Here is a 22487-nt window from a genome sequence, read left to right on the forward strand (position 1 = left end):
TATCAATAGAAAAATCTATAAATATAACAAGGTAAAATCGTGCAAAAAATTATGCGAGTTTTGCGAAAACTCTATAAGTATGAAAACAGCCAGTATGATCCTGAACGCCAAGTTTCTCTTTATCATCTTGATGTTCTTTCAGAAAAGGAAAAAAACATATTATTAGCGACCAATTGGCAACCTAATATTATTGAAAAATTTGCGGATCACTCTGATGTTATGAATCAATTACATAGCTTAAAAAACAATCCGTTACTCACTCAAAAACGTTGTTTAGATGCATTTGTGGCTGGTGTGGGTGGTAGCTATCTTAGAGGACGTTCTGTTTTAGGTGCTTTTCATAAATTACAAAATTTACCACTACATAATTATGACGAAAAGCCTCAATATGCCTGTTGTTGGATTTGTAGTGATAGAAACCAACAAAAACATATTAATGATAGTTATTTTCAATATTGTCTCTATTACGGTAATTCTTATACTGGCAACCCCTCTTATGCTTATCTGAATTTAAAGCACTTACTAACAGTCCCTCCCGTAAGTCCAACGCAGGCAGACAAACAGACCTTTAAGCAATTACTTCATTTATTACGTAACGCCCCTGAAGATGAAACTCCGGGTAAGTTTGAAAAAAGGTTAAATGAAGCTAAATTAATTTCTGGTGATAAATACACCAAGCGGGGTATTTTGCACTCACTTGCTTTAGTAGGTGTTATTCCCAATGCCTTTATTTCATTATCTTTAAATAGCTGGGCCAATTTCGGTGATATTACCATTGCAGAGGATCAGCTTAATAACACTAAAGGACGTTCTGATATGGAGATGCCATGGGCGGGATGGAAAGGTAAGCTCAAGATTGATGAGGAAAAAACCGTGGCTTATTTTGGGGAATATTTAGATTAAATATCAATATGTTCCATAAAAAACGCCCAATACTGTTCATATTGAGCGTTTAAATATTGGCGTTAATTTATCGCCTATAATATTTTTATTTTAGATACTCACCATTGCGCAGTGCTTCAATACGCTTATCTAATGGTGGGTGAGATAAAAATAATTCACTGAATGACTTATTACGGCCATTAATACAGAAAGCCATCATACTGCTCTCTTCTTGTGGCTCATAGCTCGTTTTTAAACGTTGTAATGCTGCAATCATCTTCTCACGGCCAACAAGTTTTGCCGATCCTGCATCTGCATGGAACTCACGATAACGAGAGAACCACATGGTAATAATACTCGCCAGAATACCAAACACAATTTCCAGTACCATTGAAACACCCATATAAACCCATGGGTTACCATTGCTATTTTCACTCTCTTCATCACTCGAAATAAAGTTAGCAACGAATTGTGCAATGATACGCGAAATAAAGATAACGAAGGTATTCACAACCCCCTGAAGCAAGGTCATAGTTATCATATCACCATTAGCAACGTGGCTGATTTCGTGAGCAATAACCGCTTCTGCCTCATCACGACTCATACTGGCTAATAACCCTGTACTTACAGCCACCAGCGAAGCATCACGACGAGCGCCTGTCGCAAACGCATTGATATCAGGTGCATCATAAATAGCCACTTGTGGCATTTTAATACCGACTTGTTCAGATTGGCGTCTTACCGTATCTAATAACCAACGCTCTACTTCTGAAGTTGGGTTTTCGATAACTTGACCACCCACTGAACGTAATGCCATCCATTTTGACATTAACAGTGAAATAAATGCACCACCAAAACCAAACAAACCCGCCATGATCATCAAACCTTGAACACTGCGACCTTGTATACCTGTTAAAGATAAGATGATCCCAAAAACAAACATTACAGCTAAGTTTGTTAAAAGGAATAACGCAATTCTCATCATATTGATACTGTTCCTATTTTATCTAATTATCACATTGCAAAAACTACCTTATAAATAAGGCTTTTTTGAATTTTATCAAGTCTTTTAACGTATTTAATACTAAAAACAGTATAACTTTACATTTTGATAAATAAATAGGATTTAATTACCCACTTATTGGGCATTATTTAAAACTGGAAAGAGATGAGTGTTCAAAAATGGGCGGGACAACTTTTTGTATTATTTATCTAAAGAGATAAGCTCCAGAGAAGGCTTTATAACGTTTAATCTATCAACAAAAAAGTGGAAGAGATTAGCATATAAACAGAACACTATTATCGACGAGCTCACTGTAGCTATGCTCTTTGTGCACGACTTGTAAGTAATACAAATCGTGCACATAAGACAAGCAATAGCGTGATTAAGCTATAAACTAATTACATTTTAAAACGATATGTGGTTGTCATAGAGCCTGATAATGAATGTGCTCGTTGTGAATGACCATCATACAGTTTTGGTGTGGTGTAATCGTTTTCTTGCTGGTGGTGCCAACCGATACCACCACTTAAAGAAACAGAAAGATTTTTTGTTGGTTTCCAATAGCTAAATAAACCAAACTGTCCTTGTTTTAATCTTTCACCTGAATAACTGAACTCACTATAGTTAGTACGTGCACCAACTGACAGCTCTTTACTAATTCTGTACTCGGCTTCCAACGCACCCATAACCTCACCATCACGTACATAGTCAATATCAGCGTAAGCTGGTGAGTTAAAGCGTCCACGAGTATTACCAATTGGATTACGTGCAAATTGACCAACACCATTTGCTTTCTCAGCATCGGTATAAGTCACACCAGTACGCAATGTCCATGGTGACTCAGGAATTCGCCATTCCATCGTACCTGCAAAGTGCCATGCATCATTATCAAAGTTACGCTTGCCTTTATTGGCATCACTTAATGTACGTTTACCATCACTACCATAATCGTGATAATAAACAACACCACCAATAGTCACGTCTGAGGTTAATTTATATTTTGCTTCTAAGCCTTGCTGACGGAATACATCATCCGCTTGGCCATAGAAATAAAATACTTTTAACGGTTTGGAGTTATAGTTAATTCCACCAGTTAATACATGATCGATGTTGTGTCTGTTACCATTACCATCACTGAAATACATTCTGTCGATATTTGGACTATCACGACGCATTACTTTACCGTCAAGAAACAGTAAATCTAAGCTCCAATCACCCATTGCTGTGTTGGTAGCATAGCCATTATAGCTGTTTAATGATAAGCGCTGTGAGTTAGTAAAAATACCCGTATTTTTCAGCGTAAACCAACCTGCTTTACCGTTAATTAAAACAGGATCTAAATCAAATTTAACTTTTGCAAAGCGCTGACCAATTTTGTTATAGCCTTTTGCATCGCCATCATCATTATATAAAATTGCACGGGAGGCGAAGTCTTTACTTGCACCTAATTTGATACCACCATAATAAGAGACATCAAATCCGAGGATGCCACCTAAATAACCAGATCTGAAATCTGCTTGAAAGTTTTGCCCCCAAGCATTAGCAACTTGTTTTCTATAACGTTGTTCATTTTTATCGAAACGGTTTTCTGTCTTTAGGTATTTCCACATATTAATTGTAGAAAGCTCAAGTTCAGAGTCGGAAACAAATGCGCTCTCTTTAATAGAGTCTTCCCAATTTCCAGCATTGGCGGCGCTAACAGCTAAAAAACAAGGGGACAACATAAACAATACTATTCTTTTTACTTTCATTTTAAGTCAACCTGGTTAACAAATATTTGAGTTGATTTATATTGGCTTATATTCAACAAGTTCAACAAAACACCATTCTTATATTTAGCTAAAAAAACAACCCTTGATTAAATTTCTGGTTACATACATTTCAAATACTAAAGTTATTTTTAGGCATGAAAAATCCAATATGGCTATCTCACTGCACACCACATTTGTATTTATTCATTTTTTAGCAATAAAAATCCTTTAAGCAAATTATAGATTATTTGCCTTTTAGTTATTATTCCTTACGTAGAAAGACCACTCCTGAAAATATGATATTTCAGTTTTTACATGTGACTCTGATAATACATTTTGAACTCATAGAATAAAAACAACCCATTATTTAGATAAGTTTTTAGCTGTTGCATCAATGTCTCAAAGTGACACTAAATTTCTATGATCTGTATGCTATAGTAATTTTATGTCAATTTAAGCGATCATTGTCACAACATGTTACATTTATTGCAATAAGTAAACCATAAAACGTGAGAATAATCACAATAAATAATTTATTTACCTTTTTATTTTACTTACTAGATAAAAAACCAATTACATATCATCATTTGAAGAAATTTTTATCTAAAAGCTAATTTAATATCTTTTTTACCTCATAAACTTATTAGAAATATATTTCAGATTAAAAATTAAGCGAAACAAAGTTAAATTAAATATCCATATATTAATAATTATTTATATTACGGGTAACTTTATAGAATAAATAAACAAGAAGATAAAAGCTCTAAGCTCCAAAATATAGCCAATGTATTTAAAATACGCCTAGTAACTTGCTTGATAAACATTGGTTAGCAAAACCTTTTTTATATCTTAATGTACTTAAATATAAAAAAAACCCAGTAATTGGCTATCCAACTACTGGGGTAACTTTAAGTATCAGTTTTTATAATTGATAACTTAATTTAATAGTTTTTTCGGCTTAAGTACCTTTGAAAGATCAACTGCAATTTTCGCGGTCTCATCTAAATAAGGATCTGGCCCTTCATAATCCTTAGGTAAATCATCAAGTGATTTTAACAAAGGCTTACCTTCTAATTTAAAACGCTCATTAATACGATTTAATTTAATGGTTTCTAGCTCTTTGTTTTCTTTCTCTCTTTCAGCAAAATTCAGGATAACAAATTTATCTTCACCTTTTGCTTTAGCATCATTGTAGCGTTGAATATCATCAAAAATGTATGAGAATTCTCTGTCACTTGCAATACGTTTAGTATGCTGCTCCGTTAATGGTGCTAATGCTGTTTTCAATTTATCTGAGTATTCAGATAACTGATAACTAGCAGGAGAAATACTATCCCAAGGTAATGCGTTATCTTCAAAGCTCTCGCCCATTTCAGCACTATCAAAACTTGGTAATAATAAATCAGGTGTTACCCCTTTAAGCTGAGTACTACCACCATTAATTCGATAGAATTTTTGGATAGTGTATTGTACTGAACCTAAACCTGGCCAATCAGGGCTAAGCATTTGATCATAAACTCGTGTTAAAGGACGATATTGTTGAACTGTTCCTTTACCAAAGGTCTGTTCACCAACAATCAAAGCACGTCCATAATCTTGCATGGCTGCCGCAAAAATTTCAGAAGCTGAAGCACTAAAACGGTTCACAATAACAACTAATGGGCCTTTGTAATAAACAACATCGTCTCTATCAAAATCTTGTCGTACACGACCATTATTGTCTCTAACTTGCACCACAGGACCACTTGGAATAAATAATCCTGACAGTGAAATGGCTTCAGTTAAAGCACCACCACCGTTACCACGTAAATCAATAACTAATGACGAAACATTATCTTTTGCTACTTTTTGCAATTGAGTTTTAACATCATTAGTTAGACCAACATAGAAACTTGGAATATCTAAAATAGCGACTTTATCACCATTGATGACTTTTTCTGTCAATTTAACAGCTCGGTCTTCTAAACGGATCTGTTCTCTCACTATCGTGATTGTTCTTGGTTTAGCGCCTTTCTCATCAGAGATAACTTCTAACTTAACTTGACTACCTTTTGGACCTTTAATCAAGGCAACAATATCATCAAGTCGCCAACCGACAACGTCTACCATCGGTTTATTTTGTTGGCCTACAGCAATAATTTTATCACCAACTTTCAACTCTTTGCTTTTTGCAGCCGGTCCACCGGTCACCATCGAGTTGATCATAGGATAGTCATCATCCATTTGTAATACAGCACCGATGCCTTCTAATGAAAGACTCATTTCAGAATCGAATGCTTCTGTATTTCTTGGTGATAAATAACTGGTATGTGGATCAATTTCGCGGGCAAATGCCGACATAATAATTTGAAAAACGTCTTCACTTTGGCTTTGTGTTTGACGACGCAAAGCGGCTTTATAGCGCTTGGTCAACGTTTCTTTAATTTCACTGTCTGTTTTTTCAGATAATTTCAGTGTTAACCAATCGTATTTAACTTTTTCATCCCAAAGCTTATCTAATTCAGCTTGAGTTTGAGGCCATGGTGCTTTCGTTCTATCTAACTCAAACTTATCCTGACCAGTTAAATCCATTGGCTTATTGATACGATCTAACGCATATTGAAAACGTTCAAAACGTCTTTTTTGCGCTAAATTGAAGAGATCATAAAGGGGTTGAAGCTCACCTTTTTTCAGGTATTCACCCACTTTAGTTTTTTCTTTATCAAATTGGGCGATATCAGACGCAAGCAATACATTGTGACTATAGTCTAATAAATTAAGATAGCGATTAAATATCTTTTCAGAAAAGCTCGCATCTAGCGAAAACTGACGATAATGAGAGCGTTCAAAACGAGAGGTAACTCGCTCGCTCACAGTAGAGTGTTGTGGCTCTTGCTTTAATTCGGGTAACTGATCAATAGTTGCCACTGCTGGAGTGGCTGGTTTCTCAGCCATCACAACAGAAGTACCTGTTAATGTTAATCCGATTGCAAAAGCCACATTTAAAAGTTTGTTCATGCTCTGGTTGGCCTCCGTATCAGAACTTTAAATGTTCCGTGCGTACATTCATTGCCAAACCGTTAGGCAATTGTACACGTACACCCTCTTTTGCTATCTCTAGCACTGTCGCATTCATCACGCTACTACCGACGTTAACTTTCAGCGATTGACCAACAGTAAGAACTGATGTGTCTGTTACTGGAATTAACTTTTCAGTATTTTGGCGTGGTGCTTTACGAGGAGCTTGAGCCGCTTTTTGAGGACGAGGCTGCCGTTTTTCACCTTCTTTAGGTGTCTGACGACGCGTATTATTTGGCTTTTTCGCTGCCGGACGTTTACTGGTCTCCTTATCACCTTCAGCTTCGCGCTTTTTAGCACGTTGTTCAGCTCTTTGAGCTTGAACGCGCGCCTTGGCTTCTGCTAATTGTGTACGAGCATGTTCAATATGCTCAGCTTCCAGTTCGCCGCAGTCATTACCATCCAAATCGACACGTTTTGCCCCTTCTTTAACTCCATAAAGGTAGCGCCAACTTGAGGTATATAAGCGTAATGCGGAACGTAACTGTGTTTTGCTTAATTCAGCTTCATCTTTTAGAGCTTCAACAAGATCTTGAAAAATGCCAACTTTCAAAGGGCGAGCTTCGCCCTCAGCAATAAAACACTTAGGGAAACGTTCAGCTAAAAAAGCGATGATTTCTTTACTACTATTCAACTTAGGTTGATTTTCCATGAAATTTCCTGATTACAACGGTTTTGCCAACCAGCGCAGGCATGAACAAGCGACATTATAATAGTGTTGCCAACAATTTCTATGGCAAACGCCTGTTAACTTACACAAAATTCACAATATTTTGCTGTATGACAAGTTTTTAAATGCTCGCAGAGCACGTCACACAACGCTTTAAGCCCATTTTCATCTTTTTTATCAAAACGATTAAAAATAGGGCTATCAATATCGAGAACGCCTATAATTTGTCCATTCACCTCTAGAGGTAGAACAATTTCAGACTGACTTGCACTGTCACAAGCAATATGTCCACTAAATTGATGAACGTCATCCACTCTTAAAATTTTGTTTTCGGAGTATGCAGTTCCGCAAACTCCTTTTCCAAAACCTATCCTGACGCAAGCAATTTTACCTTGAAATGGACCAAGAACTAATGAATCACCATCATTAAGATAAAACCCAACCCAATTTATCGTATCTAACTTCTCGAAAAGAAGTGCGCTGGTATTAGCAAGTGATGCGATAAGATCATTTTCACCAGACAACAAGGCTGACAAATTATCAGTGAGTTCCTGATAAAAAAGCGAATTTGGCATCATTAAACCCTATTTACATAACTAAAATAGATAACATACTCGTAATTTAGCCTATTTTATCTTGAGGTTGAATACTCCATTTTCAAGAATTGGGTAAAAAAACGATAAAACTTCCTTAACATCTACAAAAAAAATCAGACTCTTATTATTGTAAAATGAAAGGCATAAATATAATAAAAATGATAACTTGTGAACCATTGAGTATAGGTACTTTTTTTTAGCTTAATCAAACGATAACTCTTAAGAAAGCTAACTTAGGCGAATTAATGAGCAACACTGAGAACAATATCGCAATTAACAAAATAAAATCAATACGCTGCCAAGAATGTGACCATCTTGTGGCACTTCCCCTTGCGCTTAAGCGTGGAGAAGATGCGTACTGTCCACGTTGCCAAGCTAAACTTGCCTCTTATCGAGACTGGTCACTAACTCGCTTACTTATTTTGTCGATTACAATGCTAATCTTGGCATCTATTGCATTTACTCAACCATTAATCAAAATCCATTTATTGGGCACAATGATAACCGCCAACGTGCTTGATGGTATTCGTATGATGTCAGAGCAAGGCTCTCCTCTTACTGCAACTATGGTTCTCTTTTGTGCTGTCGCCGCCCCACTTAGTCTCCCTATTGCTATTTTGTATCTTCATTTAGGTGCGCGTTTACGTTTAAATTTACGTCCAGTACTTTTAATGCTTGGCAAATTAAAAGAATGGGTAATGCTAGATGTTTATTTGATTGGGCTGGGTGTTGCAACAATAAAATTAGGTGATTATGCCACGGTTTATATTGGCAATGGGTTAATTGCTTTTGTTTCTTTAATGCTACTAAGCTTATTGATGCTGATTAATATTAATATGGACCAACTTTGGCAACAATTTTATCCACAAAAAGAGATCCAACGAAGCCCAGCAACATGCCATGCTTGCCATTATCATTTTAAAAAAATGCCTTCAACACATTGCCCACGTTGTAAATCTTGCTACACCCCAAGACAACCAATGAGTTTGCAGAAAACATGGGCAGCATTAATTGCAGCGATTATTTTATTATTACCTGCAAATTTATTGCCTATTTCTATTTTTTATTTAAATGGCCAACGTACCGAAGATACCATTTTTTCTGGCGTCATTGCCTTGGTAAATTCAGGTAATACCCCTATTGCTATTATCGTTTTTATTGCCAGTATTTTTGTGCCTTTTTTCAAAATTATTATTATGTTGGGTCTATTGTTGAGTATTCATTTTGATTCTCACATTCACCCTCTATTACGTATGAAATTATACCGTTTTGTCTCTTGGATAGGACGATGGTCCATGCTTGATCTCTTTGTGATCGCACTGATGATGTCATTAATTAATCGAGATCAACTGATGACGTTCACAATGGGCCCAGCAGCTTTTTATTTTGGTACTGCGGTTATTCTTACTATCCTTGCCGTTGAATGGTTGGATAGTCGTTTACTATGGGATACTTATGCAACACGAAGAAAACGACGCTCAGGAAACACAAGCCCAAATACGCCGCAAGCGTAGAATTTCGACATTTTGGCTACTCCCTGTTATCGCCATTTTTATTGCAAGTTGGTTGCTTTTCCAACATTGGCAAGATAAAGGCGTACAAATTACGATTGATTTTCAATCTGCTTCAGGGATTGTCTCTGGTAGAACACCAATCCGCTATCAAGGCGTTGATGTAGGAATAGTTAAAGATATCACCTTAAGCGATGACTTACGCAGAGTTATTGTGACAGCTGATGTACGAAAAAATCTTGCTTCTGCATTACGGAAAAATACGCAATTTTGGCTTGTTACACCTAAAGCGAGCCTATCAGGTGTATCAGGGCTAGATGCTTTAGTAGGTGGTAACTACATCAGTATGCTACCCGGTGATGGTGAAAAGCAGTTTAAATTTATTGCTCAAGAAGTTCGCCCTCAAGCAAATATTGATAAAAACCAGCAATTAATTACCTTAACTGCAGATAAACTGGGATCACTCAATGTTGACTCTCAAGTTTATTACCGCCAAGTTCCCGTAGGGAAAGTTTATAGCTACGCAATTCGCCCTGACAACCAAGGCGTTTTTATTGAATTAAGTATTGATAAACAATATTCACATTTAATTCGTCAAGACAGCCATTTTTGGAATGTATCTGGATTCCAAGGTAATTTTAATTTAAAAAGTGGCGTGTCCGTTAAAATGGAAAGTGTTTCTGCTTTAATTAACGGTGCGATAGCTTTTGACTCCCCAGAAAACAGTCAACCAGCACAAGAAAACCAGCAGTTTGTTTTACAATCGGCTACCTCTGTTGAGGCGGGTAAAGCAATATATGGTGAAGATGGATTAATTCTTTCTCTAACTAGTGAAGAAAGTTGGGGCGTCGATGCAGGACAACCTATTCTCTTTAGAGGCATAACTATTGGCCAAGTCATACAACGTAATATAAGTGATGATGGTGTTATCTTCGATGTTATTATCGCCCCTGAATATAAACATTATATTTATGAGGACAGCAAGTTTGTTGCCAATAGCCGAATAAACGTCAATATGGGCTTAAATGGTATTGATATTCAAGGTGCTTCTCCTCAAGAATGGCTTGAAGGCGGTATTCATCTTATTCAAGGTAACAAAGGTACCCCTAAAGAGCAGTACCGTCTGTATCGCAATGATTTTTTTGCTAAAGCAAGCATCAATGGTAATGAATTACCAGTGACATTAACGTTAAAAGCCTCCAGCCTTCCGGGTATTCAAAAAGGCTCTGTCGTGCTTTACCATCAATTTCAAGTTGGTGAAATCACTGATGTCAGACCATTAATTGATGAGTTTGATATTGATGTTTATATTTCCAAACAATATCGCCACCTTCTTACTGAAAAAAGCGTTTTCTGGACTGAAGGTGCGGCAAAAGTTTCCGTCAATGGTTCAGGATTAACCGTTGAAGCGACACCATTAAATAGAGCTTTAAAAGGCGCTATTAGCTTCGATAACTTTGAAAATATCAACAATAACGCCTCACGTTACAAACTCTATTCATCAGAAACCAGTGCTAGGGCTATTGGTGCTCAAATCACTTTAAAAACTTACGATGCTAGTAAGCTTTCTGAAGGCATGCCTATTCGTTATTTAGGCATTGATATTGGTCAGGTTGAATCACTGATCCTCTCGCCAGATAGAAAAGCTGTGACGGTTTCAGCAGTACTCTACCCTGATTATGTAAAAACATTTGCAAGATCAGGTAGTCGCTTTGCTGTTGTCACACCAGAGCTAACAGCATCAGGATTAGATAACCTAGACTCCCTAATTCAGCCATACATTAAAGCAGAACCTGGTAATGGTGGTGTTTATCGTCAATTTGAACTTCAAACATCTAACATTACAGACTCTCGCTATCTTGATGGGTTAAATCTTGTCTTAAATGCCACAGAAGCTGGCTCAGTACAAATTGGTACGCCTATTTATTATCGAGGTCTTGAAGTTGGTGCTGTGACGGGACTTGAGTTAGGAAACATGTCTGATAGAGTCTTAATTCACATTCGAATTAGTAAAAAATATCAATACCTTGTTAGAAATAATACCGAATTCTGGCTCTCTTCTGGATATAACTTCTCCTTTGGTTTAACGGGTGGCGTTATACGAAGTGGGACATTTAAACAATTTATACGTGGAGGTATTACATTTGCAACGCCACCTTCCACGCCACTACAATCAAAAGCGAAACAGGAACAGAATTTCATTTTAAATGCAAAAGAGCCTAAAGATTGGGATGAATGGGGAACTGCGATACCAAAGCCATAAAATAAGATAATTCCCCCTTATTTCCTACTAGTTATTTAAAGCGGATCACAAAAAATGATCCGCTTTTTTTATTTGTGAAATATATTTTGGAAATGAATTCCATTTATACTATGCTTAATTTTGTTTGGTCGAAAAGCATTATTCAGAATAAATGCCACCAACAAAACATAACGGAACACAACAAAACATCGCCTAAGCAGGAGTAATAATATGAAGAAAACAACGTTAAAAATTGCTTGCTATGAAATTGAAGATATTACTTTGAAACACTCTTCTGATAATCAATTAACTTATATTCATATTCCATGTGATTATGATACAGAGTTTTGCATGCAACTAGATGGATGGGATGAAAACACGAGCATTCCGGCTCAATTGAAAGATAAAAATATTCTGCTTTATCGCCATGCTTATGACAAAGAAAACCACCATTGGATCTTAAAAGTGGCATAAGAGATGTTAAAACAACATAAAAAAAGCCAGATAAATCATTTATCTGGCTTAGGGAAAAGGCTCATTGCGAGCCGTGCGCTAAAAAGTAATTACTGATTACTGCGTAAACAAAAAAATCGAGGACTCACTCAGACCTTTCTATTTCACAACCTACTGTTAAATATTAGCTAACAATATGTAAATATCCAGTAAACAAATCAATCGCACACTCTTTTCTATTCAAAAATTAATCTCAAGTGAAATTTATTTATTAAATCAATAAAATAGAAATAAAAAATTCCACTTTCAATTATTAATCACTTGATTAATTACTTTCGCAAAGTGCTTTAAATGCACCTTGAATAGCTTCTACTGATTTTTTCTTTTCAGGAGAATTAGGATCTGGAAGTAAAATAATATCGATTAGCTGCGCCTTAACTTTTCCACTTTCCATCTGTTTCATAGCAATTTCATTAAGTGGATACTGAACTAATGTTGCTGGATTAATCACAAACCAAGCGCCATCAGCACGGCAATTAAGCATTACCTCTTCTCGTGTAAATGGCCAATCATCACCAAATTGAAGCTTACTGACAGTGGAAATTGGAGCAGAAAATGCTTGAAAAGAGAAAAGCATTAACATTCCCGCTAATATAAAACGTTTCATGTTTATATCTCACTTAATAAATTAGATTTTTACGATTATATAACAATCTATACAGGTGAGTTAATCGCAAAGATGGCAACAGTAAAAATAACCATAGTTCCAAGTAATAGTTCAAACCAGCTATTAATTAGCAACCACTGAAAATTATTTTTCTTACGAATATGAGGCACCAAAACATAACGATTAATTACAGCCAAACCTAGCATTAGCATAACTAAGCTGATTTTAAGCCATAACATGCTTTGATATTCTGATGATAGGTGTATTGCTGGCCACCCTGGAATGAGCATAACAGCACTAATAACACCCGTGATGGTAACTAATAAAACAGCAACATGACCAAATAATGAAAATCTCTTCATTGTGCCAATAATTGGCTTGATCATCCCTTCTGCAAGCTCATCTTTATTACGCAAAAATTGTAAACAAGCAACAAATGGCCATAAACCACCAAACCAATACGCGGCACTAATAAGATGAATACTTTGATTAACTTTATAAAAGGTTGCTTCTGATCCTGTAAACATAGCACCATGTCCGATAGACGCATGTAGGATCAACATAATTGACGCAATTATTAATAAAGAAAAATTACGAATATAGCGTTGGTGTATAAATAATACAGCTAAAGCAAGAGTTGCTAATATCAACTGCCATTGCCAAACCTGACCAAATGAAGTACCTAATACCGCTTTCCATATTTCAAGTGACCAAGCATCCTCCCACCCATCACCCATAATGCCAGATTGCACAGCCATCCATAGATAAGTCGTAATAAAAACTGTAATAGTACTGATGGCTAATGCAGGGCGTAAACGGACTTGAATAAGAGGAATAAACTTATCTTTTGCAAGAATGGCAGCCGAGAAGCTCAGTCCGAACATAAACATGACTGCCACAAAATGAAAGAAACGGCATAAAATATAAACGTCTTCAGGTGTCATTATTTTACACTAAATTGATAAGAACCTTTTGTCTTGTGCCCATCAACAGAAACCACATTCCAATCAACTAAATAATTGCCTTCAGCCAGATCACTTTCTAAAGGTAATAATAATTTAGTGTTGTTAACAGGATCTAAACTCAGTTTTCCTACTGTGATTTCTTTACCTTCAGCATTTGATACTTTAATTTTACTAAAAGCAAGTTCAATGCCTTCAGAAAAATCTAGTGTGATAACTTTAGGTGCTTGTGACTGCTCAATAGCCGCGCCTTCTGCAGGTAACTGTGATTTTAAATGTGCGTGAGCTAATGCTTGTTGATACGACATACCTAGGAATAAAACCGCAATGGCTGATAATTTACCCCAAGATGTCTTAAGTGTATTTAATGACATAATAACCTCTTAAATTACAGGTGATTTTTTTATTTATGGAAATATTTTATAGCAAATTTACGTCAAGATCTTCGCTTCTTCTTATTAGAAATAAAAGGTTGTGAACTAGCACTCAAAATATATGTTATTTAGAGCAGTTTCTGTTTCAAATATCACCCATTTTTACACTTTAAAAAAATATAATACCCACATTGACAGTCTAAACAGTTCAATACATAACCAAATTAAGTTAAACGTAAAATAAATACCCTGTATAAATAACATCCAAAAACACATTCAGGATAAAAAATAGACAGTGTTAGTAAAGATAGACAGTGTTAGTAAAGGAAGAGATAAAAGGCATGAATAGAAAGAGAGGTAATGATAGAAGAATAAAAAAGCGCCCTACTATTCACTTATAGCAGGGCGTAATGATTCATTTATTAACTTATTATCTGAAGCTTTATGAATAATTAGACATGTGCAGATGTTGATAATGTATTCAGATCTTTATCTAACAAGAATAAAGCTTTACCACTATCACCAACCATTGCTAATTTATCTAAGATTGATTTAAATAATTTTTCTTCTTCATGCTGCTCTGCAACATACCATTGTAAGAAGTTAAAGGTTGAATAATCTTGAGTGGTCATTGCTACATGAGCTAATTTATTAATTTCAGCTGTAATATGTTTTTCATGCTCGTAAGTTTTATCGAACAATTCAGAGAGTGATGAAAACTCTGATGGTGGCGCTTCAATTGCACCAAGTAAAGGCATCGCACCTGTATCACTTAAATAATCAAATAAGCGATGCATATGCTCCATTTCTTCACGAGAATGTGCTTTTAAAAACTTAGCTGCACCATCAAATCCTTTATCGTCGCACCAAGCACTCATTTGTAAATAAAGATTTGCTGAATAAAACTCTAAATTTAGCTGTTCATTCAATTTATTAATCATATCTTGATGTAACATATTTTACGTCCTTTGCGATGAAAATTAACATTAGAGATATTATGCACAATTAAAAATAAAAATATACTTATTTAAATAGAGTTTGTTTATTTTTTTAATTAGTTAATGCGTAACAAAAATAAAAACCAATCTCATTTGCAATATAAATTTGTTATTTTAATAAAAGTTAAATGCTACTTATTATCATTGGCAACAAAAAAAACCAACACTACCGTAACACATTGTAATAATTGGTTATTGTTTAAAATTAAATTAATAAGGTTAATTTAATTATTTTTAGCCAATCAAAGCATTTAACTTTTATAAAATATAAACAAAGTACTAAAATTTAATTATTATCTTCTACTTTTAATTCTTTACTTTATTTACATCTCTATATATACATCTATTTATAGCCACTCTTCTTTTATATATCTATTTTAATACGATTGTAAAAAAACTTTATTATCACCTGTTAATTAACCTATTTTATCAGCAATTATTTCTAGTTTACTCCATTGTGTCCCTTCCTCTTAAATTACTACGATTTTTTTCATTTTTTGCATGTAAAAAAAACACACAACTCTCAAAAAATAAAAATATTTCTAATTTTTATACAGTTTTTGATTTTGGCTGATAAGATTAGTAGGTAACTCATATTTGTATGTACAAAAAATTAGTATTAAAGCCCTAATCATAATAAAGGTTAATTAGGAGCCACTATGACAAAAACAGTGTTAGTACCCGTTGATTTTACAGAGCTTGGTTTATTAGACAAGGTTGTTTCTCATCTAAAAGCATTGTCTGTCGCTGACAAACTGAATATTCATTTTTTATCTGTGATCCCAAGTTATGAATCTTTTGTTGGGTTTGCATTTGCAGGCCAAGACCGACTCGCAAGTGACAAACAACGTATTGAAATTGCGTTATCTACGTTAAAAGAAAATTTATCGCATGTTGAGATTTCTAACAGTACTTCTCAGTTTTATATTTCCATTGGTAATCCACGCGATAAAATTTTAGAAACGGCGAAAAAAATTCAAGCCGAGTTGATTGTTATCGGTTCTCGTAACCCCGGCATGAAAACTTACCTCCTCGGCTCTACTGCATCTTCTGTTGTTAGCTATGCTGAATCATCAGTATTAGTTGTCCGTTAATTACTTTATTCCCTTATAAGAAATCTGGTACAAGTCATAAACCAGATTTCTTATTCTTTATTCCGTAAAATGAAGTGAAAATAATATTTTATTTTATCATTCTTATTTTTGAGAGTAATTATTAATAATATATCTTTAAACAATAAGATAATTATTAAAAAACAAGAAGAAAAAGGTGTATTAATGATTAATATATAAATATATTAACAACCTATTAATACTTTTATATTGTTGATCATGTGAATTTATGTAAAGATACTTTTCTTTCTATGAAAACCAAATGTAATCAATATCGGTAAAAGGAATTAACATGAATAACGAGTACTCTGAAAAATGGCAAGAGCGTTTTTCATTTTTTGATAAATATGGCTCACCTAAAACTCCTGAATTTAAAGCGGCTTATAAAGAACTATCCTTTGGTAAACGTATTCTCATTGGAATGAATATCTGGGCCTTTTTCTTTGGTTTTATTTATTTTCTTATTTTAGGTTTATGGCGTAAAGCATTAACATTACTTGCCATTAACATTGCTATTTTTACTATTATCGGTTTCTTCCCTGTCAATAATGGTGTAATCAATGCTGTCGGTATTGCCATTAATATTTTATGGGCAATAACAGCTAACTATGCTTATTATTTAAAAGAAACCAAGAATGATCAAAGCTGGAATCCTTTTGATGGGGTTCTATAATAGTTTTTCTACAATAATATCAAAGGGGTAATTACCTCTTTAGTTTTTATATTCCTCAAATCCTTTTTACTAACAACACTACAGTACCTTCTACTTTTGTCATAAAGATTCATTTTCCTAACCAGAGAAAATTCTAGTCAATGCTATAATGCGTTAACTAGAAATCAGGGAAAAAATCATGTCGAATCATTTTCAAGGTAAATTTGAAGCAGAACTAAAATATCACCTTCAAAATCCAGAAAAATTTATTGCAGCATTAGAAAAAGCTGGTGCAATCTTATTTACGCCTAATAACCAAGAAACAGATTGGTATATGGAACATTCTAATCTCAAGTTCCCGACATCAAACATAAGCTTGTGTATAAGAAAAATGTTACCTTCAGGCATAAACCTTCTTATCGTTAAAGGCCCTGATTTATCACAATGTGAAGCAGTACGCATAGAAGATGCAGAAAAAACAGTCTCCATGTTTATCACACTAGGCTACCATTGTATTCTCAATTATACCAAATCAAGAGAAATCTATTTTTTAGACGAGTTTCATATCACCATTGATAAATTAGATAATCTAGGTTCATTTGCAGAATTCGCTATTATGACTGACGATCAAAGTCAACTGCCTCTCTATACGAAACAATTACAAAATTTAGCAGCACAGTTTGGGCTTACAGAAAAACATCTTGAAAAAAATAACTATAAAAAACTTATGTTAAATAGCTTAAAAAGATAACCTAATTTAAATTAAAGATATTCTTTCTATCACTTGTTCAAACACCGACATTATAACCTTATCCTAAATATCTGTGTTTTATCTTTCCCAAGATTATTTACCCCACGTAGTAAAAAATAGAAAAAACCTCCCTTGATACAAGTTTAAACTTGAATACTATTTTTTTGGAGAGCTTCTAAAATTTTTTCTTTTTTTTCTCTTTAATAACATTCAGATTTAGGCTAATAATGCTATTCAGATCCGATTTAAAAGATATTTTTGCAATACCACTTATATTAATGCTATGTTTTTATTAGAATTAATAAAAAAATATACTAATAGGAGGGGTTATGCTTGAAAATTACCTTAATATCTTCATTAAGGCAACTTTTATTGAGAATATGGCATTAAGTTTCTTTTTGGGAATGTGTACTTTCCTTGCTGTTTCAAAAGAAGTGAAAACATCATTAAAACTAGGACTCACGGTCACTGTTTTACTTATTATTGCTACTCCAATCAATAACTTAATTTATAATTTTATCTTAAAAAAAGATGTTTTAGTGGAAGGTATCGATCTTAGTTTTCTAAGATATATTACTTTTATTGGTGTTTTAGCCGCATTAGTTCAAATATTAGAAATGTTTTTAGATAAATTTATCCCTTCACTTTACCATTCATTAGGGATTTTTTTGCCTTTATTAACTATTCATTGCGCTATCTTTGGTGCCACCATTTTTATGGTTGAGCGTGATTATACATTTTCAGAATCAGTTATATACGGTGCAGGTTGTGGCGTAGGCTGGTTACTAGCAATTGTCGCTCTATCTGGCCTACGAGAAAAAATGAAATATTCAGATATTCCTAAAGGATTAAGAGGATTAGGTATCACCTTTATCACTGTAGGATTAATGTCATTAGGTTTTATGTCATTTTCCGGTATTTCACTTTAAAAAAACATTTAATATCATTTAATTCAAATTTTCATACATCATAAATTTTATTGAAAAAACAACATAAACTATAAACGGAAAGCTCACATTTTTCGTTTATAGTATTTTTATCTATTTTCTTCCTAACCCCCCTATTTCCTCTTACTTATTTTAACTCGCACAATCACATAAATACTTCTTATTTATGCTTGTAATAAAAGAAAAACTAATTTTATTTATTGCTCTTTATATCATAAGTATTTTTTTATTTTATAAATAGAATCACTTACATTATTAAAATCTAATTGTTTAAATTACAAACTATCAATTCACATTAAATTAATAACAAATCAACAGGTTATCAATTAGTTATTAAAAACAACATTTTTTATGTCATCTTTTTACTTTTTCAAATTTTAAGTCTTAAATTAAATTTAATGAAAATCAACACGTTACATCACCAAGGAATTCATTTGAAAAATTTATTAATAAGAACAATAAATAACCATAAAGAATATTTATAAAATGCCGATACTCTTTTTTAGTATTTGAAAAAATCAAAAGGATATATGGCATTAAATCAAAGAGTGTTCTAAAAACATAACTTTACTCGTTTTTAGTCATTTTTTGTCTATACCAGTTACAGGAAGTAAAAATAAAACTTAAAAATCAATAAATTGCACAGTTGTATTTTTATAAAAAAGGAAATAACTATTCATGTTTAAGAACTTCAAACAACGTTATTTGCCAAACGTCTCTTTTAATATGTCGAATTTAAAAACAACCACCTTAGTTTGGCTTATAACCGGCTCCTTGATTTTACTTCTTGGTTTAGCCTCTGTTTTATTTCTTTCATCTGTAAATGATTACAAGAGAAACTTAAACACACTAAACAATATCTACATTGAACAATCACTACTAAGTAACACCTGGGAAAATCTGCTACAAACTCGTAATACCTTAAATAGAGCAAGCTCTCGACATTTATTAATTATTAATAAAATGGCCACCGCAAATACTGATATTTCATCTTTATTACAACAAACTAAAGAAAAACTTCAAAGTGTTGAAAATGCTTGGAGTAGTTTTAAAAATATTCCTCATAATATTAAGAATGAAAGCTATATTCAGCAATTAGAACAAAAGTATACTGAACTTAATGCTGCATTAATTGAATTTTTAGCCTTCTTAGAACAAGGAAAAACATACGAGTATTTAAATCAACCGACACAAACCTACCAAGATAATTTTGAACAAGCATACATCAACTATCATCAACAGCTACAAAGCCATTACACTGCATCATTAAATGAAGGTGAGTTACTGTATGATAGGATCATTTATAGTTTAATTGTAATTACAATCCTCATTGTTATTTTTTCTTTTTTAGTCCAAGTCGTATTACGAAAAAATTTTATTTCACCTCTAAATGCCATTATGAAGAATATTGAAGATATCAGTAATGGTGAGTTAGCCACTAATGTCACGACAAAAGGTCTATTTGAAATAAACATCCTCACTAAAAATATTGAAAAAATGCGAGATCAAATAAAGCAGATAGTTAATAACATTAATAGCAGTTCAGGCCTTATCAATTCAGAATTAAATGATATTTCTGTTATGAACAATAATCTTGCTATTCGCGTTGAACAACAATCAGCAGCTGTACTTGAAACATCCGCAGGGATAAGACAACTAAGTGTTACCTCAAAACAGCATGCAGAAAATACCCAAGCATCATGTGAACTTGTGACTAAAACAGATTCTATGATCCATCAAAGTAATGAAATGTTAGCTAACGTAGTTGAAAATATGCATGAAGTCGTCTCTTTCTCTGAGCAAATTAATGATATTACATCAACAATTGACAATATTGCCTTTCAAACTAATTTGTTAGCGTTAAATGCCGCTGTGGAAGCCGCTAGAGTAGGTGAACATGGTAAGGGATTTGCGGTGGTTGCAAAAGAAGTCCGTGAATTATCCATTAGCTGTAATTTAGCATCAAAAGAGATAAAAGTACTTGTTGCAAATTCAAGTAAAAAAATAAACCAATGTTTTCAATTAGCCGCTGACGCAAACGATAATATGGTGGATATTTCTAAACATACTGAAAATATCAATGAAATGATCCACGATATTTCTATCTCAACTAATGAACAAAGTAATGGTATTGCTCAAATTGAAGATGCTATAAACCAATTAGATCAAACAACACAAGCTAATGCCACAATGACAAGGGAGCTAGTTAATTCACTAGATTCCCTACAGACACAATCAAACCAATTAAAACAAGAGTTAACTGTTTTTCATCAATAAAAAATGCTAACTAATTCAATAGAAAGTTATCCTAAGATAGCTTTCTATTGTTCATATATTAAAGTATCAAAAATGGCTAAATTCAGAGATCTCTTTCTTCCCATGTGATTTTAAAAAATCTAAAACTTTTCTTGGGGACATATTTAATATACGTTCTTCGGGAAAATCTATTTGAGTTAATACTTCTAATACTCGATCAAATTTTCCTAATGATAAAGCAATATGAGAGTCAGATCCTAGTGCAATCAATCCACCTGCATCACGAACTGCTTTAGCTATATCTATGCAGTTTTTCTCACTCCCTACTCTAGAATGAATAAATGATGAATTATTCATTTCTAAAGCAACGTTACTAGCAGCAGCCACTTTGGCAACTTCGGCAATATCAATGGGGTATTTAGGATTTCCAGGATGAGTTATCATTTGAACAACGCCACTTGTTATTGTCGCAATTAAAGCCTTTGTATTATCCACAATACCCAATGAACTCATAACTGGATCGTGAAAACCAGCAAGCACTATATCTAATTTCTTACTCATTTTTTCACTGCAGTCCGTTTCGCCTTTAATATTTTTAATATTTGCTTCAATACCATAAAGGATCCCAACACCATCAATCATACGGGGGATCACCGGTAAATTAGAAAAATGCCATTCATGAGGAGCATCATCCATATCAGGACCATGATCAGTAATTGCAAATAATTTAATTCCCTGCTTTTTAGCTTGCTGAAAATATTCACTCACCGTACTGTAAGCATGTGTACTGGCAATTGTATGAGCATGTAAATCAACGGGATACATAAATAATTCCTTCATAAAAAAGCGCTATGATCATCTATAAGATGGTTCTTCTTCAAATATAAGATCTACCTAAAATCGATGGGCTACAATAACAAAAATATGAAATAGCTTATAAGCTGCTATGTCTATTTTTTCTTACATTAGTAAGAAATGAAGATAAACTTCAATAAATATGCTTTAATCTTCAACATATTATTTAATATCAATTAGATAATTAATGTTTCACTTTAGTACTATACACAATAATTCTGAAAATACATTGTATAATGCTTTTTCATTTTAACTTTACAAAGGCTAATTATGTTCAACTATCCCGCAGTCGCTTATTTTGATGAAGAAAGTGAAACCTACGAAATTACTTATCGTGATTTTGATAATATACACGCTGTTGCTTACACGGAAGATGATATTGAGCTAGAAGCCTCTGATATTTTGCATGTTGGCCTTGAGGAATTTCTTTCAAGTAAAATGCCTATTCCTGCTCCATCAAAAGCACAACCAGGCGATTTTATTGTTTACTTACCACTCATCAGCTGTTTGAAAATCGCGCTTCATAATGCCATGCTAGAAACTAAAACAAAAAAATCAGACCTTGCAAGAAAAATGAATTTAACTAGCGCACAAATAGAACGTCTACTTGAAATTAATCAATCATCAAAAGTTGATAGCTTAGAACAAGCTCTTTATTTATTAGGTTATGGGATTTCTGTTAGCGTTTATAAAGACACAAATTGATAATACTAAAGATAAAAATGGCTCTAATAAAAATTAGAGCCAT

20 protein-coding genes are annotated in these 22487 nt (G+C 33.7%); 10 read left to right on the forward strand and 10 right to left on the reverse strand.

Annotation, left to right across the window (positions count from 1 at the left end):
• The first annotated feature begins 39 nt into the window (after positions 1-39).
• Positions 40-903, forward strand: a complete 864-nt coding sequence (locus GWI68_RS19775) for a hypothetical protein (protein WP_227336788.1) — start codon at positions 40-42, stop codon at positions 901-903.
• 85 nt (positions 904-988) lie between these two features.
• Here GWI68_RS19775 and htpX read toward each other — a convergent pair whose 3' ends face one another.
• From htpX to GWI68_RS19800, 5 genes are all read right to left on the reverse strand, one after another.
• The gene (htpX, locus tag GWI68_RS19780) at positions 989-1867 is read right to left on the reverse strand and encodes a protease HtpX (RefSeq protein ID WP_109408646.1); all 879 of its coding nucleotides are present in this window, start codon (positions 1865-1867) and stop codon (positions 989-991) included.
• A gap of 416 nt (positions 1868-2283) precedes the next feature.
• Positions 2284-3636, reverse strand: a complete 1353-nt coding sequence (locus GWI68_RS19785; RefSeq protein WP_109408644.1) for an OprD family outer membrane porin — start codon at positions 3634-3636, stop codon at positions 2284-2286.
• Between the two features lie 936 nt (positions 3637-4572).
• Positions 4573-6633, reverse strand: coding sequence for a carboxy terminal-processing peptidase (gene prc, locus GWI68_RS19790; RefSeq protein ID WP_166541392.1), 2061 nt, complete (start codon positions 6631-6633; stop codon positions 4573-4575).
• A 19-nt stretch (positions 6634-6652) separates the two neighbouring features.
• On the reverse strand, positions 6653-7345 hold the full coding sequence (gene proQ, locus GWI68_RS19795) for an RNA chaperone ProQ (RefSeq protein WP_166541393.1): 693 nt from the start codon (positions 7343-7345) through the stop codon (positions 6653-6655).
• A 95-nt stretch (positions 7346-7440) separates the two neighbouring features.
• Positions 7441-7938: a GAF domain-containing protein gene (locus GWI68_RS19800; protein ID WP_166541394.1), complete on the reverse strand. Its 498-nt coding sequence runs from the start codon at positions 7936-7938 to the stop codon at positions 7441-7443.
• 266 nt (positions 7939-8204) lie between these two features.
• Here GWI68_RS19800 and yebS point away from each other — a divergent pair, with 266 nt between their 5' ends.
• The 3 genes from yebS (at position 8205) to GWI68_RS19815 (ending at position 12186) form a co-directional block, all read left to right on the forward strand.
• Positions 8205-9473, forward strand: coding sequence for a membrane integrity lipid transport subunit YebS (yebS, locus tag GWI68_RS19805; RefSeq protein WP_109408640.1), 1269 nt, complete (start codon positions 8205-8207; stop codon positions 9471-9473).
• Positions 9415-11733, forward strand: coding sequence for an MlaD family protein (locus GWI68_RS19810; protein ID WP_166541395.1), 2319 nt, complete (start codon positions 9415-9417; stop codon positions 11731-11733). Before yebS ends, GWI68_RS19810 begins: the two co-directional genes overlap by 59 nt.
• Before the next feature lie 210 nt (positions 11734-11943).
• Entirely contained in the window at positions 11944-12186 is a 243-nt protein-coding gene (locus GWI68_RS19815; protein WP_072070409.1) for a DUF1480 family protein, read from the forward strand.
• 304 nt (positions 12187-12490) lie between these two features.
• Here GWI68_RS19815 and GWI68_RS19820 read toward each other — a convergent pair whose 3' ends face one another.
• From GWI68_RS19820 to ftnA, 4 genes are all read right to left on the reverse strand, one after another.
• Entirely contained in the window at positions 12491-12832 is a 342-nt protein-coding gene (locus GWI68_RS19820) for a YebY family protein (protein WP_109408638.1), read from the reverse strand.
• A gap of 47 nt (positions 12833-12879) precedes the next feature.
• Positions 12880-13776, reverse strand: a complete 897-nt coding sequence (gene copD / locus GWI68_RS19825) for a copper homeostasis membrane protein CopD (RefSeq protein WP_166541396.1) — start codon at positions 13774-13776, stop codon at positions 12880-12882.
• A complete protein-coding gene (copC, locus tag GWI68_RS19830; RefSeq protein WP_166541397.1) occupies positions 13776-14168 on the reverse strand; it encodes a copper homeostasis periplasmic binding protein CopC in 393 nt (130 codons plus the stop codon). Before copC ends, copD begins: the two co-directional genes overlap by 1 nt.
• A 452-nt stretch (positions 14169-14620) precedes the next feature.
• A complete protein-coding gene (ftnA, locus tag GWI68_RS19835) occupies positions 14621-15124 on the reverse strand; it encodes a non-heme ferritin (protein ID WP_072070414.1) in 504 nt (167 codons plus the stop codon).
• Positions 15125-15825: 701 nt separating this feature from the next.
• Between ftnA and GWI68_RS19840 the strand changes: the two genes are divergently transcribed.
• The 5 genes from GWI68_RS19840 to GWI68_RS19860 all read left to right on the forward strand — a co-directional run bounded on the left by GWI68_RS19840 (position 15826) and on the right by GWI68_RS19860 (position 20905).
• Positions 15826-16260, forward strand: a complete 435-nt coding sequence (locus GWI68_RS19840) for a universal stress protein (protein WP_109408635.1) — start codon at positions 15826-15828, stop codon at positions 16258-16260.
• A gap of 310 nt (positions 16261-16570) precedes the next feature.
• On the forward strand, positions 16571-16951 hold the full coding sequence (locus GWI68_RS19845; protein WP_166541398.1) for a DUF2628 domain-containing protein: 381 nt from the start codon (positions 16571-16573) through the stop codon (positions 16949-16951).
• A 178-nt stretch (positions 16952-17129) separates the two neighbouring features.
• Complete coding sequence (gene cyaB / locus GWI68_RS19850; protein WP_166541399.1) at positions 17130-17681, forward strand: class IV adenylate cyclase; 552 nt, start codon at positions 17130-17132, stop codon at positions 17679-17681.
• Positions 17682-18010: 329 nt separating this feature from the next.
• A complete protein-coding gene (gene nqrE / locus GWI68_RS19855) occupies positions 18011-18610 on the forward strand; it encodes an NADH:ubiquinone reductase (Na(+)-transporting) subunit E (protein WP_109408632.1) in 600 nt (199 codons plus the stop codon).
• A gap of 696 nt (positions 18611-19306) precedes the next feature.
• Positions 19307-20905: a methyl-accepting chemotaxis protein gene (locus GWI68_RS19860; RefSeq protein ID WP_166541400.1), complete on the forward strand. Its 1599-nt coding sequence runs from the start codon at positions 19307-19309 to the stop codon at positions 20903-20905.
• A 66-nt stretch (positions 20906-20971) separates the two neighbouring features.
• On the opposite strand, the gene GWI68_RS19865 is transcribed toward GWI68_RS19860, so the two are convergent.
• Entirely contained in the window at positions 20972-21709 is a 738-nt protein-coding gene (locus GWI68_RS19865) for a phosphatase (protein WP_166541401.1), read from the reverse strand.
• A 300-nt stretch (positions 21710-22009) separates the two neighbouring features.
• On the opposite strand from GWI68_RS19865, the gene GWI68_RS19870 reads away from it, so the two are divergent.
• A complete protein-coding gene (locus GWI68_RS19870; RefSeq protein WP_166541402.1) occupies positions 22010-22444 on the forward strand; it encodes a hypothetical protein in 435 nt (144 codons plus the stop codon).
• Positions 22445-22487: the final 43 nt, after the last annotated feature.

The organism is Proteus sp. G2669 (genome assembly GCF_009915245.1).
GTDB lineage: Bacteria > Pseudomonadota > Gammaproteobacteria > Enterobacterales > Enterobacteriaceae > Proteus.

Bases quoted from the DNA above. Each gene is read 5' to 3' on its own strand.
- htpX (WP_109408646.1), bottom strand. From the start codon at position 1,867: ATGATGAGAATTGCGTTATTCCTTTTAACAAACTTAGCTGTAATGTTT.
- GWI68_RS19785 (WP_109408644.1), bottom strand. From the start codon at position 3,636: ATGAAAGTAAAAAGAATAGTATTGTTTATGTTGTCCCCTTGTTTTTTA.
- prc (WP_166541392.1), bottom strand. From the start codon at position 6,633: ATGAACAAACTTTTAAATGTGGCTTTTGCAATCGGATTAACATTAACA.
- proQ (WP_166541393.1), bottom strand. From the start codon at position 7,345: ATGGAAAATCAACCTAAGTTGAATAGTAGTAAAGAAATCATCGCTTTT.
- GWI68_RS19800 (WP_166541394.1), bottom strand. From the start codon at position 7,938: ATGCCAAATTCGCTTTTTTATCAGGAACTCACTGATAATTTGTCAGCC.
- yebS (WP_109408640.1), top strand. From the start codon at position 8,205: ATGAGCAACACTGAGAACAATATCGCAATTAACAAAATAAAATCAATA.
- GWI68_RS19810 (WP_166541395.1), top strand. From the start codon at position 9,415: ATGCAACACGAAGAAAACGACGCTCAGGAAACACAAGCCCAAATACGC.
- GWI68_RS19815 (WP_072070409.1), top strand. From the start codon at position 11,944: ATGAAGAAAACAACGTTAAAAATTGCTTGCTATGAAATTGAAGATATT.
- GWI68_RS19820 (WP_109408638.1), bottom strand. From the start codon at position 12,832: ATGAAACGTTTTATATTAGCGGGAATGTTAATGCTTTTCTCTTTTCAA.
- copD (WP_166541396.1), bottom strand. From the start codon at position 13,776: ATGACACCTGAAGACGTTTATATTTTATGCCGTTTCTTTCATTTTGTG.
- copC (WP_166541397.1), bottom strand. From the start codon at position 14,168: ATGTCATTAAATACACTTAAGACATCTTGGGGTAAATTATCAGCCATT.
- ftnA (WP_072070414.1), bottom strand. From the start codon at position 15,124: ATGTTACATCAAGATATGATTAATAAATTGAATGAACAGCTAAATTTA.
- GWI68_RS19840 (WP_109408635.1), top strand. From the start codon at position 15,826: ATGACAAAAACAGTGTTAGTACCCGTTGATTTTACAGAGCTTGGTTTA.
- GWI68_RS19845 (WP_166541398.1), top strand. From the start codon at position 16,571: ATGAATAACGAGTACTCTGAAAAATGGCAAGAGCGTTTTTCATTTTTT.
- cyaB (WP_166541399.1), top strand. From the start codon at position 17,130: ATGTCGAATCATTTTCAAGGTAAATTTGAAGCAGAACTAAAATATCAC.
- nqrE (WP_109408632.1), top strand. From the start codon at position 18,011: ATGCTTGAAAATTACCTTAATATCTTCATTAAGGCAACTTTTATTGAG.
- GWI68_RS19860 (WP_166541400.1), top strand. From the start codon at position 19,307: ATGTTTAAGAACTTCAAACAACGTTATTTGCCAAACGTCTCTTTTAAT.
- GWI68_RS19865 (WP_166541401.1), bottom strand. From the start codon at position 21,709: ATGTATCCCGTTGATTTACATGCTCATACAATTGCCAGTACACATGCT.
- GWI68_RS19870 (WP_166541402.1), top strand. From the start codon at position 22,010: ATGTTCAACTATCCCGCAGTCGCTTATTTTGATGAAGAAAGTGAAACC.